Source organism: Pseudomonas sp. 3HC3 (assembly GCF_044904505.1).
GTDB classification, from domain to species: Bacteria; Pseudomonadota; Gammaproteobacteria; order Pseudomonadales; family Pseudomonadaceae; genus Aquipseudomonas; species Aquipseudomonas putida_Y.
In genome coordinates, this window is record NZ_JADDRH010000003.1 from 265,535 (window position 1) to 283,001 (window position 17,467).

13 protein-coding genes are annotated in these 17,467 nt (G+C 62.3%); 7 read left to right on the forward strand and 6 right to left on the reverse strand.

Translation table 11 applies throughout. The features are described 5' to 3' along the window. Nucleotides 1-91: 91 nt before the first annotated feature. A complete protein-coding gene (locus INQ47_RS08370; protein WP_252459389.1) occupies nt 92-1,729 on the reverse strand; it encodes a 5-guanidino-2-oxopentanoate decarboxylase in 1,638 nt (545 codons plus the stop codon). A 114-nt stretch (nt 1,730-1,843) separates the two neighbouring features. Here INQ47_RS08370 and INQ47_RS08375 point away from each other — a divergent pair, with 114 nt between their 5' ends. Next, complete coding sequence (locus INQ47_RS08375; protein WP_021785776.1) at nt 1,844-2,719, forward strand: LysR substrate-binding domain-containing protein; 876 nt, start codon at nt 1,844-1,846, stop codon at nt 2,717-2,719. A 154-nt stretch (nt 2,720-2,873) separates the two neighbouring features. On the opposite strand, the gene INQ47_RS08380 is transcribed toward INQ47_RS08375, so the two are convergent. Then, complete coding sequence (locus INQ47_RS08380) at nt 2,874-3,743, reverse strand: oxaloacetate decarboxylase (RefSeq protein WP_103463020.1); 870 nt, start codon at nt 3,741-3,743, stop codon at nt 2,874-2,876. A 382-nt stretch (nt 3,744-4,125) separates the two neighbouring features. On the opposite strand from INQ47_RS08380, the gene INQ47_RS08385 reads away from it, so the two are divergent. Beyond that, a complete protein-coding gene (locus tag INQ47_RS08385) occupies nt 4,126-5,577 on the forward strand; it encodes an MDR family MFS transporter (protein ID WP_404701494.1) in 1,452 nt (483 codons plus the stop codon). A 117-nt stretch (nt 5,578-5,694) separates the two neighbouring features. Here the strand turns inward: INQ47_RS08385 and ttgR are convergent, their stop codons facing one another. Continuing rightward, nucleotides 5,695-6,327, reverse strand: a complete 633-nt coding sequence (ttgR, locus tag INQ47_RS08390; protein WP_103463022.1) for an efflux transport transcriptional regulator TtgR — start codon at nt 6,325-6,327, stop codon at nt 5,695-5,697. 257 nt (nt 6,328-6,584) lie between these two features. Between ttgR and ttgA the strand changes: the two genes are divergently transcribed. From ttgA to INQ47_RS08415, 5 genes are all read left to right on the forward strand, one after another. Continuing rightward, nucleotides 6,585-7,739: a toluene efflux RND transporter periplasmic adaptor subunit TtgA gene (ttgA, locus tag INQ47_RS08395; protein ID WP_404701495.1), complete on the forward strand. Its 1,155-nt coding sequence runs from the start codon at nt 6,585-6,587 to the stop codon at nt 7,737-7,739. A 3-nt stretch (nt 7,740-7,742) separates the two neighbouring features. Continuing rightward, complete coding sequence (ttgB, locus tag INQ47_RS08400) at nt 7,743-10,895, forward strand: multidrug efflux RND transporter permease subunit TtgB (protein WP_404701496.1); 3,153 nt, start codon at nt 7,743-7,745, stop codon at nt 10,893-10,895. After that, nucleotides 10,892-12,346 (forward strand): AdeC/AdeK/OprM family multidrug efflux complex outer membrane factor, encoded by a 1,455-nt coding sequence (locus INQ47_RS08405; protein ID WP_252459392.1) that lies wholly within the window; start codon nt 10,892-10,894, stop codon nt 12,344-12,346. The genes ttgB and INQ47_RS08405 overlap by 4 nt, the downstream gene beginning before the upstream one ends. 452 nt (nt 12,347-12,798) lie before the next feature. Next, a complete protein-coding gene (locus INQ47_RS08410) occupies nt 12,799-14,055 on the forward strand; it encodes an OprD family porin (RefSeq protein WP_404701497.1) in 1,257 nt (418 codons plus the stop codon). 242 nt (nt 14,056-14,297) lie between these two features. Then, on the forward strand, nt 14,298-14,822 hold the full coding sequence (locus tag INQ47_RS08415; protein ID WP_103463026.1) for a DUF962 domain-containing protein: 525 nt from the start codon (nt 14,298-14,300) through the stop codon (nt 14,820-14,822). A gap of 82 nt (nt 14,823-14,904) precedes the next feature. Here INQ47_RS08415 and pcaC read toward each other — a convergent pair whose 3' ends face one another. From pcaC to INQ47_RS08430, 3 genes are read right to left on the reverse strand one after another with little or no spacing between them, the layout of a single operon-like run. Beyond that, the gene (pcaC, locus tag INQ47_RS08420; RefSeq protein WP_010952489.1) at nt 14,905-15,297 is read right to left on the reverse strand and encodes a 4-carboxymuconolactone decarboxylase; all 393 of its coding nucleotides are present in this window, start codon (nt 15,295-15,297) and stop codon (nt 14,905-14,907) included. 10 nt (nt 15,298-15,307) lie between these two features. Then, entirely contained in the window at nt 15,308-16,099 is a 792-nt protein-coding gene (gene pcaD / locus INQ47_RS08425; RefSeq protein WP_404701498.1) for a 3-oxoadipate enol-lactonase, read from the reverse strand. Nucleotides 16,100-16,110: 11 nt separating this feature from the next. Further along, entirely contained in the window at nt 16,111-17,463 is a 1,353-nt protein-coding gene (locus INQ47_RS08430; protein WP_392522811.1) for a 3-carboxy-cis,cis-muconate cycloisomerase, read from the reverse strand. Nucleotides 17,464-17,467: the final 4 nt, after the last annotated feature.

Here is a 17,467-nt window from a genome sequence, read left to right on the forward strand (position 1 = left end):
GGGTAAACCCGCTCCTACAGGTTTTTGCACAGATGCGAAAATTGCGCGCTACCTGCAGGCGCGAGAGGCCGATACAGGCAATCGCTATGCTTCAACCCGACACTGCCGCCTGCCACTGATTCTGGTCCACCTGGATCAAGGTCGGCCCTTTGCGCTCCACCGCTTGCCCGAGCGCCACCTGCAATTGGGGGATATCGGCCACGTTCTCTGCTGCCGCGCCCAACGCCCGCGCCACGCCGATGAAATCCGGGGTATGGATATCCACCCCGACCGGCTCGATCGCCCGATTGACCATGTATTTCTTGATTTCCTCGTACCCCTGGTTATTCCACAGCAGCACGATCAGCGGTACCTGCGCCTCCACTGCACTGGCCAGTTCCGGCAGGGTGAACTGCAAACCACCATCACCAATCAGGCACACCGCCGGGGCGCGTTCGACGGCCTGCTCGGCACTGCCCAACCAGGCGCCCATGGCTGCTGGCAACGCGTAACCCAAGGTGCCGTAACCGGTCGAGGCGTTGAACCAGCGGCGTGGCTGCTCCATGTCGAGTGTCAGGTTGCCGGTGTACACAGGTTGGGTCGAGTCGCCCACCAGAATGGCATCAGGCAGGCGCTCCAGTATGGCGCTCAGCAAGCGCGTCTGGCTCAGGGTGGGCTGGTCCCAGTCTGCCGCCAGGACCTTGCGCAGATTGGCCACGCGGGCCACGCCCCAAGTGCTTTCGTGCACTGGCTGCGGCTGGGCTTGCAGGGCGCCGAGCAGCGCTTCGGCTGCCAGTTCGGCATCGGCTACCAGCGCCAGCTCCGGCAGATAATTGCGCACGGTTTGGTCCGGGTCGATGTCAATGCGCAGCAGCCTGCCCGGGATCTCGAAACCACCCTTGAAGGTCACGTCATAATCGGTTTCGGCCAGTTCGGTGCCGATCGCCAGCACCACATCGGCCTCGGCCACCAGCGCCCGTGTGGCGGGTAACGACTGGGTCGAGCCGATCTGCAATGGGTGGCTGGCAGGCAACAAGCCTTTGGCATTGATGGTCAGCGCCACCGGGGCCTGAAGGTGTTCGGCCAGGCGCGCCAGCGCAGCGCCCGCAGCCAACGCCCCGCCACCGGCCAGAATCAGCGGCCGACGTGCACTGGCCAGTCGCTCTGCCATCTGCGCCACGGCCTGCGGTGCAGCCCCTGCCCGACTACCACGTACGGGGCGGCCCGGCAGCAGGAAGTCGGCCGGCTCAACCAGCACATCAAGCGGGATTTCGATATGCACCGGGCGTGGCCGGGCACTGTCGAACACGGCAAATGCCCGGGCCAGCACCTGCGGCAAGTCGGCTGCACTCATCAAGGTGTGGGAAAACGCCGCTACACCCGATACCAGCGCGGCTTGGTTGGGCAGCTCGTGCAGCTTGCCACGGCCACCGCCCAGCTGGTCACGGGACTGCACGCTGGAAATCACCAGCATCGGGATCGAGTCGGCATAGGCCTGGCCCATGGCAGTGGTGATATTGGTCATGCCCGGGCCGGTGATAATGAAGCACACCCCGGGTTTGCCGCGGGTGCGCGCATAGCCGTCAGCCATGAACCCGGCACCTTGCTCATGACGTGGGGTGATGTGGCGAATGGAAGAACCCGCAAGGCCACGATAGAGCTCCACGGTATGTACACCGGGAATGCCGAAGACATGATCGACGCCATAGCCTTCAAGGAGTTTGACCAGTACTTCGCCGCAGGTTGCCATCAGGGATCACCATGAATCTTGTTGGGGTATGCCCTTATTGGACCCAAGCCACGGCTATCGCCACAATGTAAAAAAACACATACTAGCCATGTCCTGTGATCATGGCTTACTGCAATGAAACGCCTCCCACCCCTGCCTGCCCTGCACACATTTCTGGTCACCGCCCAGCACTGCAACTTCACCCGCGCCGGTCAGCAGTTGCACATCACCCAGGGCGCTGTCAGCCGCCAGATTGCAGCTCTCGAAGAACACCTGGGTTATGCCCTGTTCAAGCGCGAGGCCCGCGGATTGAGCCTGACCCGTGAAGGCCTGGACTGGCTACCGCGGGTGCAGCAGGTGTTCGCGCTGATCGAACAGGGGGTGCGCGAAGTGGGTGAGCACAGCACTACCTTGCAGCTCAAGGCACCCACCTGCGTGATGCGTTGGCTGCTGCCGCGCCTGATGGAATGGCAGGCACTGCGCCCGGACGTACCGGTGGAGCTGACTACGACCGTGCAGCACGGGGTGGATTTGCGTCGCGAGGGCTTCGATGCAGCGGTGGTCTATGGCAATGCGCCAAACCACGGGCTACACGTGCGCAAACTGTTCGATGAGCAACTGACCCCGGTGTGCGCACCGTCACTGCGTGAAGGGCCAGTGCCGTTGCAGCAGGTGGAAGACCTGGCCAGGCACATGCTGCTGCACCCCTCGCGGGATGAACACGACTGGCGGTTGTGGTTGCAGGCGGCTGGAGTGACGCTAGCCACACATGGACCCAAACAGCATTTCGAGACACTGGACATGGCGATGGCCATGGCTTCGCAGGGCACAGGGGTGGCGATCGGTGACTGGTCGCTGATTGGCGATGACCTGCGCGGTGGGCGGTTGTGCATGCCGTTTGCGCTGAAGGTGCTGACGGGCAAGGGGTATTACCTGGTGAGCCAGGCCAGAAGCTTGCCGCCGGGGTTGCTCGAATTACTGGACTGGCTGGAGGGCCAGGCCAGCCTGTGACAGCCCTTTCGCGGGCTCGCCCACAGGTATGCACATGCCTTGGGATCTGCGCGGTACCAGTGGGAGCGGGCATGCCCGCGAAGCAGGCGACTCAATGACCGACTGTGGAGTGCAAACTTGAGCGCCGTCCGTTGAATGGACGGCGCCCTGCCGATCACTCCTCGACGCTCATGTATTCCTTGGCCCAGCGAATGTAGTCTTCAGGCTGGGTGTAGGTGTGCGACAGCTCGGTAGCACTGAGGTTTTCCGACTTGTTCTGCCGACCACGCTGCAGCCGCAGGCAGTCGTAAGTGGCCTTGATCGCGGCAAAGTAAGCCGCATGGCCATCGACTACGATGCGCACGCCCAGACGCGCCAGGCGTTCGTCATCGCGCAGGTTCGGGTTGCCATAGGTGACCAGCATCAGCGGCACCGTCAGGTGCTCGGCAATCTGCTCGAGCTGCTCGAAGTCTTTGACTCCGACCATGCAAATGCCATCAGCGCCCGCCTTCTGGTAGCTCTGCGTACGCACGATGATTTCTTCGGTGCTGAGTACGCCCGCGTTGGTACGGGCAATGATCGACAGGGACGAGTCGACTCGTGCCTCCAGCGCCGCGCGGATCTTGCCAACACCCTCCTCGACCGGAATCAGGTCGGTGGACTTGCGCCCGAACTGGGCAGGCAGCAGGGTGTCCTCGATGGTCAGCGCGGCCACACCGGCGCGCTCCAGTTCGGTCACCGTGCGCATCACATTCAGTGCGTTGCCGTAGCCGTGGTCGGCGTCCGCGAGTACCGGCAGTTGCGCAACCCGACCAATGCGGGTGGCCTGCTCGACGAACTCGCTGAGGGTGATCAGAGCGAAGTCCGGAGCAGCCAGCACCTGCAACGAAGCGACCGAACCGCCGAGGATACCGACTTCGAAGCCCAGGTCTGCGGCAATGCGTGCCGACATCGGGTCGAACACCGAGGCAGTGTGGAAACAGGAACCTGAAGCGAGCAGCTCGCGGAAGGCAAAACGCAGATCTTGGTGGGAAGCCTTGGGCATGATCACTCCGCAAAAAAAGTTGAAATTTGAACGGTAACTACCGACCCCTGTAATCGGGTCTACCTGACCTGTTCCAACCGTCGCCATCTGGGCGGTCATGCTCGACATGCAGGCAGAGGAATAAAAGGTGTGGGAGACAGCGGACTGAAAAACCTGCGGCAATATGTTGCACCAAGCTGGTGCAAGCCCCGAAATTCAGCCTCTGTGGCATACCAACGATATCACGCAGCCATGCCGCACTGGATGAATGCGCCAATGCCGATCTTGCATAGGGGATGCAGATAGTACATAGGAAGCTACCTAACTCAGGGTACAATTTGTGGGCTTCTGTGAGAGCAGGCTTGCCCGCGAAGGGGCTGCCATAGACAAACAAGGTATTCCCGTGACCGCCGCCCTGCCCCCCACCTCCCTGCGCAATGTGCTCACCGCCCTCATGCTGGCCATCTTCCTTGGCGCTCTGGACCAGACCATCGTCGCCGTCTCGCTGCCCGCCATCTCGGCACAGTTCAGCGATGTCGGCATGCTGGCCTGGGTCATTTCCGGGTACATGGTGGCAATGACCGTGGCCGTGCCGATCTACGGCAAACTGGGCGACCTTTACGGCCGGCGCCGGATGATCCTCACCGGCATCAGCCTGTTCACCCTGGCTTCTATTGCCTGCGCCATGGCCCAGGACATGCAGCAACTGTTGCTGGCCCGGGTACTGCAGGGTATTGGCGCAGGCGGCATGGTCTCGGTGAGCCAGGCAATCATTGGCGACTTCGTGCCCCCACGCGAACGCGGCCGCTACCAGGGCTACTTCAGCAGCATGTACGCCGCGGCCAGCGTGGCTGGGCCAGTGCTGGGCGGCTGGTTGACCGAGTATCTGTCGTGGCGCTGGGTGTTCTGGATCAACCTGCCGCTGGGGCTGGTCGCCTTGTGGGCCATAGGCCGTGCGCTCGGCGGCATGCCGATGCAGCGTCGCGAGGCACAGGTGGACTACCTTGGCGCCATGCTGTTGATTCTCGGCCTTGGCAGCCTGCTACTGGGCATTACCATGGTGGGCCAGGGCCACACCTGGGCCGACCCGGCCGTGCTGGCGCTGTTCGGCTGCGCCCTGCTTGGCCTGACGCTTTTCATCGCCCACGAACGCCGCTGCCCGGAGCCGCTGCTGCCGCTCAGCCTGTTCGGCAACCGGGTGGCGGTGCTGTGCTGGGCAGTGATCTTTTTCGCCAGTTTCCAGTCCATTTCCCTGACCATGCTCATGCCCTTGCGTTACCAAGGCATCACCGGCGCCGGTGCCGACAGCGCCGCCCTGCACCTGCTGCCGCTGGCCATGGGGCTGCCCATGGGTGCTTTCACAGGAGGCCGCATGACCAGCCGGACCGGGCGCTACAAGCCGCAGATCCTGGCCGGTGCACTGCTGATGCCAGTGGCCATATTCGCGATGGCACTGACTCCGCCGCAATCCGCGTTGCTCGGTGCGCTGTTCATGCTGCTTACCGGGTTTGCCTGCGGGCTGCAATTCCCGACCTCGCTGGTGGGCACACAAAGCGCGGTCGCCAGCAAGGACATCGGCGTGGCCACCAGCACCACCAACCTGTTCCGCTCGCTGGGCGGAGCCATGGGCGTGGCGTGCATGTCCAGCCTGTTGCTGGCACTGCTGCATCAGGGTGGTTTCGAACTTTCGGGTAATCCGTTGCTGGGGAGCTTGAAGGCCGCAGAGGTGGACCTGGTGACTCAGGGGCAGTTGTTGAAGACGTTCAGCCAGCTGCTGATAGGGAGTGCGGTCGTCGCGGTGCTGGGGCTGTTTGCAGCATTGGCTTTGCCCGACCGGCAATTGCGCGGCCGCTGAAGGCTGCGCAATCGCTGCAAGAGCCGCCTCGTGCTGCGAACAGCCGCAGGGCGGCCGCGCCCTTAACCCCCCCTTAATACAAAGGGGAAACACTCCCTCACAATCCTTAACAAAGTGTCATTTGCGCAGAGCCGGGCTCAAGCGCAGCATATCCAGCCCGGTGTCGACCCATTTTTCGACATCACCCAACAAATCGACACTGTCAGGCAGCAAGAGCCAGCGCCCGATCAGGCCATCGACATAGGCAAACAGGGCCACCGCCGCGCGCTCGACATCCAGCTCGCCAGGCAACTGGCCCCGGCGTACGGCATTGGCCAGCGCCAGGGTGATGCCCTTGTGGCAATCCAGCACCGCACTCTGGCGCTGCTGGCGAATTTCACACATGTCATCGGTGAACTCACACTTGTGATGCAGGATTTCATTGATACGACGGGTTCGGGCATCGAGCACCAGCTCGTTGAACACCTGCAACAGCAGCTTGCGCATGCAGCCAAGCGGGTCGACTTCATCCTCGCTTTCGCTCGCGCGCGCCAAATGGTCATGGGTCTCGTGCAGGCTGTCGAGCAACGCCTGCACCAGCTCGGCCTTGTTGTTGAAGTGCCAGTAGATCGCCCCCCGTGTCACACCCGCCAGTTCGGCGATGTCGGCCAGGGTGGTTCGCGCAACCCCGCGCTTGTAGAAGGCCTTTTCCGCCGCCTCGATGATCTGGGCGCGGGTTTCCTGGGCTTCTTCTTTGGTTCTACGGACCATGGCAGTACAACCTCATCTGGCCCGAACGCGCAGCGCGTGCGGGGAACGCTCCGGGGAACCTCTGCAGGGGGCCTCTCGGATGAGCTAATCAAGCGCTGAGGCAGTACCGGAGTACAGCCCAGCAGTATTTACAAACAACCATGAATGTAAGTATATTTCTTAGCAAGCTATTTATCCACCGGATAGCATTTTTTCCAGATCAAGATCTCTTCCATTACTCTTGAGCGTCTCCCTGCTCCAGCGACCCGAGGATCCTCATGCAATTCAAGCCAGCCGTTACCGCTCTGGTTTCCGCCGTCGCCCTGGCAACCCTGCTCAGTGGCTGTAAGAAAGAAGAAGCAGCGCCAGCGGCGCAGGCTCCTCAGGTCGGCGTCGTGACCATCCAGCCGCAAGCCTTCACCCTCACCTCGGAATTACCGGGGCGTACCAGTGCCTACCGCGTCGCCGAAGTGCGCCCGCAGGTCAACGGCATCATCCTCAAGCGCCTGTTCAAGGAAGGCAGTGAGGTCAAGGAAGGCCAGCAGCTGTATCAGATCGACCCTGCCGTATACGAAGCCACCCTGGCCAATGCCAAGGCCAACCTGCTGGCTACACGCTCACTGGCCGAACGCTACAAGCAACTGATTGACGAGCAGGCCGTCTCCAAACAGGAATATGACGACGCCAATGCCAAACGATTGCAGGCCGAGGCTTCGCTCAAGAGCGCACAGATCGACCTGCGCTACACCAAGGTTCTGGCGCCGATCAGCGGCCGTATCGGCCGTTCTTCGTTCACCGAAGGCGCACTGGTGAGCAATGGTCAGACCGATGCCATGGCCACCATCCAGCAGCTCGACCCTATTTATGTCGACGTTACCCAGTCCACCGCCGAGCTGCTCAAGCTGCGCCGTGACCTGGAAAGCGGCCAGCTGAAGAAGGCCGGCGACAACGCCGCCTCGGTTCAACTGGTACTGGAAGACGGCAGCCTGTTCAAGCAGGAAGGCCGCCTGGAATTCTCCGAAGTCGCGGTCGACGAGACCACCGGCTCGGTGACCCTGCGTGCCCTGTTCCCCAACCCCGATCACACCCTGCTGCCCGGCATGTTCGTGCATGCGCGGCTCAAGGCCGGGGTCAACGCCAACGCCATCCTGGCACCGCAACAGGGCGTGACCCGCGACCTTAAAGGCGCACCAACCGCCCTGGTGGTCAACCAGGAGAACAAGGTCGAACTGCGCCAGCTTAAGGCCAGCCGCACCTTGGGTAGCGACTGGCTGATCGAGGAAGGCCTCAACCCGGGTGACCGCCTGATCACCGAAGGGCTGCAGTACGTGCGCCCGGGCGTTGAGGTGAAGGTCAGCGAAGCCACCAACGTCAAGAAGCCGGCCGGCCCTGATCAGGCCAGCGCGGCGAAAGCAGACGCCAAAGCGGAGTAAACCATGTCGAAGTTCTTTATCGATCGCCCGATCTTCGCCTGGGTGATCGCCTTGGTGATCATGCTGGTCGGGGCCTTGTCGATCCTGAAGCTGCCGATCAACCAGTACCCCAGTATCGCGCCGCCGGCCATCGCCATCGCCGTGACCTACCCGGGCGCCTCGGCGCAAACCGTCCAGGACACCGTGGTGCAGGTGATCGAGCAGCAGCTCAACGGTATCGACAACCTGCGTTATGTGTCGTCGGAAAGTAACTCCGACGGCAGCATGACCATTACCGCCACCTTCGAACAGGGCACCAACCCCGACACCGCGCAGGTACAGGTACAGAACAAGCTGAACCTGGCTACCCCGCTGCTGCCGCAGGAAGTGCAGCAACAAGGTATCCGCGTCACCAAAGCAGTGAAGAACTTCCTGCTGGTGATCGGCCTGGTCTCCGAAGACGGCAGCATGACCAAGGACGACCTGGCCAACTACATCGTCTCGAACATGCAGGACCCGATTTCGCGTACTGCGGGTGTGGGTGACTTCCAGGTGTTCGGTGCGCAGTACGCCATGCGTATCTGGCTCGATCCGGCCAAGCTGAACAAGTTCCAGCTGACCCCGGTCGACGTCAAGACAGCTGTGGCCGCACAGAACGTGCAGGTGTCTTCCGGCCAACTCGGCGGCCTGCCAGCCCTGCCGGGCACCCAGCTTAACGCCACCATCATCGGCAAGACCCGCCTGCAAACCGCCGAGCAGTTCGAGAACATTCTGCTCAAGGTCAACAAAGACGGTTCACAGGTTCGTTTGGGTGACGTCGCCCAAGTGGGCCTGGGGGGTGAAAACTACGCAGTCAGCGCCCAGTTCAACGGCAAGCCGGCTTCCGGCCTGGCGGTAAAACTGGCAACCGGCGCCAACGCCCTGGACACCGCCAAGGCACTGCGCCAGACCATCGCCGACCTGGAACCGTTCTTCCCGCCTGGAGTGAAAGCGGTATTCCCGTATGACACCACCCCAGTGGTCACCGAATCGATCAGCGGCGTGATCCACACCCTGATCGAAGCCGTGGTGCTGGTGTTCCTGGTGATGTACCTGTTCCTGCAGAACTTCCGCGCCACCATCATCACCACCATGACCGTACCGGTCGTATTGCTGGGTACCTTCGGCATCCTTGCCGCCGCGGGCTTCAGCATCAACACCCTGACCATGTTCGCCATGGTATTGGCCATCGGCTTGCTGGTGGACGACGCCATCGTCGTGGTGGAGAACGTCGAGCGGGTAATGTCCGAGGAAGGCCTGCCGCCCAAGGAAGCTACCAAGCGCTCGATGGAACAGATCCAGGGTGCCCTGGTGGGTATCGCCCTGGTGCTCTCGGCCGTACTGCTGCCCATGGCGTTCTTCGGCGGTTCCACGGGTGTCATCTACCGGCAGTTCTCCATCACCATCGTCTCGGCCATGGGCCTGTCGGTGCTGGTTGCGCTTATCTTCACCCCGGCGCTCTGCGCAACCATGCTCAAGCCGCTGAAAAAGGGCGAGCACCACACCGCCAAAGGCGGCTTCTTCGGCTGGTTCAACCGCAACTTCGACCGCAGCGTCAATGGCTACGAGCGCAGTGTCGGCACCATCCTGCGCAACAAGGTGCCATTCCTGCTGGCCTATGCGCTGATCGTGGTCGGCATGATCTGGCTGTTCGCCCGCATCCCTACCGCGTTCCTGCCGGAAGAAGACCAAGGCGTACTGTTCGCCCAGGTGCAGACCCCGGCCGGCTCCAGTGCCGAACGCACGCAGGCCGTGGTCGACCAGATGCGTGAATACCTGCTCAAGGACGAAGCCGATACCGTATCGTCGGTATTCACCGTCAACGGTTTCAACTTCGCAGGCCGCGGCCAGAGCTCAGGCATGGCATTCATCATGCTCAAACCATGGGATGAACGCTCGAAGGAGAACAGCGTGTTCGCCCTGGCACAGCGTGCCCAGCAGCACTTCTTCACCTTCCGTGATGCAATGGTGTTCGCCTTCGCCCCGCCAGCGGTGCTTGAACTGGGTAACGCCACCGGCTTCGACGTGTTCCTTCAGGACCGCGGCGGTGTCGGCCACGAGAAGTTGATGGAGGCGCGCAACCAGTTCCTGGCCAAAGCCGCGCAGAGCAAGATCCTCAGCGCCGTGCGACCGAACGGCCTGAACGATGAACCGCAGTACCAGCTGAGCATTGATGACGAACGTGCCAGCGCCTTGGGCGTGACCATTGCCGACATCAACAACACCCTGTCGATTGCACTGGGTGCCAGCTACGTCAATGACTTCATCGACCGTGGCCGGGTCAAGAAGGTGTACATCCAGGGCGAACCAAGCGCGCGGATGAGCCCGGAAGACCTGCAAAAATGGTACGTGCGCAACGGCGCAGGCGAGATGGTGCCGTTCTCCTCCTTCGCCAAAGGCGAATGGACCTACGGCTCGCCAAAGCTGTCGCGTTACAACGGTGTCGAAGCGATGGAGATCCTCGGTGCACCGGCGCCTGGCTACAGTACCGGTGAAGCCATGGCCGAGGTCGAGCGCATTGCTGGCGAGCTGCCAAGCGGTATCGGCTTCTCCTGGACCGGCATGTCCTACGAGGAAAAACTCTCCGGCTCGCAGATGCCGGCGCTGTTCGCCCTCTCGGTACTGTTCGTGTTCCTGTGCCTGGCAGCCCTGTACGAAAGCTGGTCGATCCCGATCGCTGTGGTGCTGGTAGTACCGCTGGGTATCATCGGTGCACTGATCGCCACCAGCCTGCGCGGCCTATCCAACGACGTGTACTTCCTGGTTGGCCTGTTGACCACCATCGGTCTTGCGGCGAAAAACGCCATTCTGATCGTCGAGTTCGCCAAGGAGCTGCACGAACAAGGTCGTAGCCTGTACGACTCAGCGATCGAAGCGTCCCGCATGCGTCTTCGCCCGATCATCATGACCTCGCTGGCGTTCATCCTGGGCGTGGTACCGTTGACGATCGCCAGCGGCGCCGGCGCCGGCAGCCAGCACGCCATCGGTACTGGCGTGATCGGCGGCATGATCAGTGCGACCGTGCTCGCTATCTTCTGGGTACCACTGTTCTTCGTCGCAGTGTCGTCGCTGTTCGGCAGCAAAGAGCCGAAAAAAGACGTCACCCCTGAAAATCCACGTTATGAGGCTGGGCAATGACCAAGTCTTTGTTGTCCCTGGCAGTAACCGCTTTCATTCTTGGCGGCTGCTCGCTGATCCCTGACTACCAGACCCCGGAAGCGCCGGTGGCTGCGCAGTGGCCGCAAGGCCCTGCCTATTCGCCGACGCAATCGGCGGATGTTGCCGCTGCTGAACAGGGCTGGCGCCAGTTCTTCCACGACCCGGCGCTGCAACAGCTGATCCAGACCTCGCTGGTCAATAACCGCGACCTGCGGGTCGCGGCGCTGAACCTCGACGCCTACCGTGCGCAATACCGCATTCAGCGCGCCGACCTGTTCCCGGCGGTTTCGGCCACCGGCAGCGGCAGCCGCCAGCGTGTCCCGGCGAACATGTCGCAAACAGGCGAATCTGGCATCACCAGCCAGTACTCGGCCACTTTGGGCGTCAGCGCCTACGAGCTGGACCTGTTCGGCCGCGTGCGCAGCCTGACCGAGCAGGCCCTGGAAACCTACCTCTCCAGCGAGCAGGCGCGTCGTTCCACGCAAATCGCCCTGGTAGCCAGCGTCGCCAACGCCTACTACACCTGGCAGGCCGACCAGGCCCTGTTCAAGCTGACCGAAGAAACGCTGAAGACCTACGAGGAAAGCTACAACCTCACCCGTCGCAGCAATGAAGTCGGCGTGGCCTCGGCCTTGGACGTCAGCCAGGCGCGCACCGCCGTGGAAGGCGCCCGGGTCAAGTACTCGCAGTACCAGCGCCTGGTCGCCCAGGACGTCAACAGCCTGACTGTGCTGCTGGGTACCGGCATTCCTGCCGACCTGGCCAAGCCACTGGCGCTCGATGACGACCAACTGGCCGAAGTACCGGCCGGGCTGCCATCGGATATCCTCCAGCGTCGCCCGGACATCCAGGAAGCCGAGCACCTGCTCAAGGCCGCCAACGCCAACATTGGCGCAGCACGCGCAGCGTTCTTCCCAAGCATCAGCCTGACCGCCAACGCCGGCAGCCTGAGCCCCGACATGGGCCACCTGTTCTCAGGCGGCCAGGGCACCTGGCTGTTCCAGCCGCAGATCAACCTGCCGATCTTCAACGCCGGCAGCCTCAAAGCCAGCCTGGACTACTCGAAGATCCAGAAGGACATCAACGTCGCCAAGTACGAAAAAACCATCCAGACCGCCTTCCAGGAAGTCTCCGATGGCTTGGCGGCGCGCAAGACCTTCGACGAGCAGTTACAGGCCCAGCGCGACCTGGTGCAGGCAAACCAGGACTACTACCGCCTGGCCGAACGCCGTTACCGCATCGGGATTGACAGCAACCTGACCTTCCTTGACGCCCAACGCAACCTGTTCAGTGCCCAGCAAGCACTGATCGGAGACCGCCTGTCGCAGCTGACCAGCGAGGTCAACCTGTACAAGGCGCTTGGCGGTGGCTGGTACGAGCAGACCGGGCAGGCCAACCAGCAAGCATCGGTGGAAACACCGAAAGGCTGATCGGCCTTGTTACAAAAGTAGAAAGCCCACCCTTAGCGGTGGGCTTTGCTTTTTTTACTGCCTGTGCCGGCCTTTTTGCGGACGAGCCCGCGCAAGGGCCGGGCCTGCTGGCCAGTATCCCCTGGCGATTCACCGTCGCAGCCACCACCGTATTCGCGGGTGAACCCGCTCCTACACGGATCGTGTGGTGGACACATATCGGTGGTTGGGCGCAAGCCGTTGTAGGAGCGGGTTTACCCGCGAAGAGGCCAGCACAGGAGACTTATTAACCAACCAGGACATTCCGTTCGATTATCGCCCCGTTCCGTTTGCGGCGAATTGCCTCACCCCCGCACAACCCCGCACCATCCCCCCCACGCAACGTTGCCCAAGTTCATCAAAAAACACCCGCATCTGCAGGCTCGATCCCGCAGTGCACTGGCTCGACCATAAAAACAAGAGATCCACGACAGATGAGCATTTCGCTACCCGCACGCCAGCTGCTGCCCGGCCTGTTGGCCATGTCCTGCGCCCTCCCCGTGTTCGCCGCCAACGAAGGCGGTTTCATCGAGGACGCCAAGGCCACCCTCAACCTGCGCAACTTCTACATCAACCGCAACTTCGTTGACCCGGCCCACCCACAGGGCAAGGCCGAGGAATGGACGCAAAGCTTCATCCTCGATGCCCGTTCCGGTTTCACCCAGGGCACGGTCGGCTTCGGCGTGGACGTACTGGGGCTGTACTCGGTCAAGCTCGACGGCGGCAGAGGCACCACCAACACTCACTTGCTACCTGTGCATGACGACGGGCGCCCGGCCGATGACTTCGGCAGGCTGGGTGTGGCGCTGAAAGCCAAGCTGTCCGAAACCGAGCTGAAAGTCGGTGAATGGATGCCGGTACTGCCAATCCTGCGTTCAGACGATGGTCGCTCGTTGCCGCAAACATTCCGCGGTGGTCAACTGACCTCCAGGGAAATCGCCGGCCTGACCCTGTATGCCGGCCAGTTCCGCGGCAACAGCCCGCGCAACGATGCCAGCATGGAAGACATGTCGCTCAACGGCAAAGCTGCCTTCACCTCCGACCGTTTCAACTTCGGCGGCGGCGAGTACAGCTTCAACGACAAGCGCACCATGATCGGCCTGTGGGATGCCCAGCTCAAGGACATCTACCGCCAGCAGTACCTCAACCTGACGCACAGCCAGCCGCTAGGCGACTGGACGCTGGGCGCCAACCTGGGCTACTTCATCGGCAAGGAAGATGGTGCCGAACGGGCCGGCAAGCTGGACAACCGCACCGCCTCTGCCCTGCTTTCGGCGCGCTACCAAGGCCACACTTTTTACGTTGGCCTGCAGAAGGTCAGCGGCGACGACGCCTGGATGCGGGTCAATGGCACCAGTGGCGGTAGCCTGGCCAACGACAGCTACAACTCAAGCTTCGACAATGCCAAGGAGCGTTCCTGGCAGGTTCGCCATGACTTCAACTTCGCCACCGTCGGCGTACCCGGCCTGACCCTGATGAACCGCTACATCAAGGGTGAAAACGTCACCGTGGGCAGCGTGGACGATGGCAAGGAATGGGCGCGGGAAACAGAGCTGGCCTATGTGGTGCAGTCGGGCAGCTTCAAGGACCTGTCGGTGAAATGGCGCAACTCGACCATGCGTCGCGACTTCAGCACCAACGCGTTCGATGAGAACCGCTTGATTGTGAGTTACCCGCTGAATCTTCTGTGAATCAGATGGCCTCTTCGCGGATAAACCCGCGAGGAGGCCAGTCTCCCCCTCAAGTGACCTAACGCTATAAACATTCATGCACCTTCTTCGGGGGCATGATTTGCTGCAGCTGAATAAAACCCTGCCATGAATTTGCCATTGCGAACTGCCGCCATTCGCTGAGCTGATGATGGTGGTGACGGCGGACTATCCTGATCACTATCGGGTAAAGGTGAAACCAAGCAGAACAGGGAGGCACAACAATGAAAACCCTCGTCGACCACCTGAGCCAATACGCCAACTACCACCGCGACCCACGCAACATCGCCACCCACTTCGTCGGTATTCCCATGATCGTACTGGCAGTCACCATCCTGCTTTCACGCCCAGGCTGGGAGATGGCTGGCATGTGGCTGTCCCCTGCCCTGGTGGCAGCGGCGGCGTCGGTGTGGTTCTACCTGCGCCTGGACCTGCGCTTCGGGCTGGTGATGGGGCTGTTGCTGGGCCTGTGCCTGTGGGTCGGTGAGGCGCTGGCAGTGCAGTCGACAACACTGTGGCTCGGCGCCGGGCTGGGGGCGTTCGTGGTGGGCTGGATCATCCAGTTCATCGGCCATTACTACGAAGGCCGCAAACCGGCATTTGTCGATGACGTGAGTGGCCTGATCATCGGGCCATTGTTCGTGGTGGCGGAAGCTGCGTTCATGTTGGGCCTGTGCCCGACACTGAAGCATGCCGTAGAAACCAAAGCCGGCCCGGTTGCCATGCGGGAGAAAAAGGCATCGGTGTAAGGGCCATCGCGGGCAAGCTCCCGGCCACAGGTCTGCAGGGTTATGCTGGACCTGTGGCCGGGAGCTTGCCCGTGAACACGATTTACTGGCGCGACTCTACGCCAAGCTCATCCCACACCGACTCAGCCAAGTGGAACGTGGCATTGGCCGCCGGAATGCCGCAGTAGATCGCGCTCTGCATCAGCACTTCCTTGATCTCGTCGCGGGTCACGCCGTTGTTGGCTGCGGCGCGCAGGTGCAGCTTCAGTTCGTCGTTGCGGTTCATGCCGATCAGCATGGCGATGGTGATCAGGCTGCGGGTATGGCGCGGCAGCCCCGGGCGGGTCCAGATGTCACCCCAGGCGTGGCGGGTGATCATTTCCTGAAACTCGCCATTGAAGTCGTTGAGCTTCTCCAGGCTGCGGTCCACGTGGGCATCGCCCAGCACTGCGCGGCGCACTTGCATGCCAGCGTCGTAACGTTGTTTCTCGTCCATGGCGTTGTCCTCAGTGAGCCAGCAGGAAATCGAGCACGCGGCGGCTGAAGGCCTCGCCAACCTCGACGTTGGACAGGTGCGCCGCCGGGAAGTCGACGTACTCGGCACCTTGGATACCGGCCTGCATGAAGCGGCCATGCTCAGGGGTGGTCACTACGTCTTCAGTACCGGCAACGATCAGCGCGGGCACCTGGATGCGGCCCAGTTGCTCACGATAATCAGCGTCACGTACCGCTGCGCAGTTGCCGGCATAGCCTTGCGGGCTGGTTTGCGCCAGCATCTGGCAGATACGCTGAGCCTGCTCCGACTGTGCCTGGGCAAAACCTGGGGTGAACCAGCGGGCGATGGAGGCATCGCGCAGGGCGACCATGGCCTGCTGGCCACCTTTGAGCACAGTGTCGATACGGGTGTTCCACACCTCGTCGTTGGCGATCTTGGCGGCCGTGTTGCACAGGGTCAGGCTGCGCAGGCGCTCACCTGCATTGATGCCCAGCCACTGGCCGATCAGGCCCCCCATCGACAGGCCGACGAAGTGAGCTTTCTGGATGTCCAGGCCATCGAGCAGGGCCAGCACGTCGCGGCCCAGCTGTTCGATGCTGTAAGGGCCTTCAGTGACCAGCGATGCGCCGTGACCGCGGGTGTCGTAACGCAGCACCCTGAAGTGCTGGCTCCACAACGGAATCTGGGTGTCCCACATGCCCAGGTCGGTACCCAGCGAGTTGGACAGGACCAGCACCGGGGCGTCTTCCGGGCCATCGATCTGGTAATTCAAAACGCCATCGGCCAGTTGCAAATGCGCCACAGCGGTCTCCTTCAGGCAGTGAAACGTTGATGTTCGGACACGGCGCGCGCCACCCAGACGCGCGCCTGGCCCAGGTAATGGGCAGGGTCGAGCAGGCGATCGAGTTCTTCGCCAGACAGCTCTGTGCTGACCTGCGGCTCCTCCCCCAGTACGGCACGTAGGTGCCGCTGTTCAGCCACCGCGCGCTGGCAGCATTGTTCCAGCAGGTGGTGGGCACGGTCGCGGCCCAGGCGCTGGGCAAGGACGATGCTCACCGCTTCGGCCAGCACCAGGCCTTGTGTCAGGTCGAGGTTATGGCGCATGCGCGCGGCATCCACCTCCATACCCTCGGCAATCATTTGAGCCTGGCGCAGGGCGCCAGAGACCAGGCAGCAGATATCCGGCAAGGTTTCCCACTCGGCATGCCATAGGCCCAGGCTGCGCTCGTGCTCCTGGGGCATGGCTGCGAACAGCGTCGATAGCAGGCCCGGCACGCGGGTCGCGGCACCGATCAACACGGCAGCCCCCACCGGGTTGCGCTTGTGTGGCATGGTCGAAGACCCACCCTTGCCCGGCGCAGAAGGCTCAAACACCTCCCCCGCCTCGGTTTGCATCAGCAAGCTGATATCGCGGCCGAACTTGCCCAGGCTGCCGGCAACCAGGCCCAGTACCGATGCAAACTCCACCAGGCGGTCACGCTGGGTGTGCCAGGGCTGTTCGGGCAGGGACAGTTTGAGCTGTTCGGCCAGCGCTTCGGCCACCGGCATCGCCTTGCTGCCCAAGGCCGCCAGGCTGCCCGAGGCTCCGCCGAACTGCAGGACCAGCAGGCGCGGGCGCAGTTCGTGCAGGCGCTGACGGTGGCGGGTCAAAGCACCCAGTACACCGGCCAGCTTCATGCCCAGGGTCACCGGGGTAGCATGCTGCAACCAGGTACGCCCCACCAATGGCGTATCGGCATGCTTCAACGCCTGCTGCGACAGGGTATCAGCCAGCTTGCCAAGGTCGGCCTCGATCAAGTCCAGGGCATCGCGCAACTGCAGAACCAGACCGGTGTCCATCGCATCCTGGCTGGTCGCCCCAAGGTGCACATAGCGCTCAGCTTCAGGTACGCCAGTGGCGATCACTTTGCCCAACGCTTTCACCAATGGAATTGCCGAGTTGCCAGCGATGGCAATGGCATTGGCCAGCGCGCCGACGTCATAGCGCTCGGCCTGGCATGCCGCCTCGATGGCCGCCACCGCGCTGTGCGGGACTAAACCGGTAGAGGCTTCGGCACGGGCAAGCGCTGCTTCGAAATCCAGCATGCCCTGCAGGCGGCCACGGTCGGAGAAAATCTCGCGCATGGCCGGCGCGGTGAAATAGGCGTCGAACAGTTGGTTGCTCATGCAG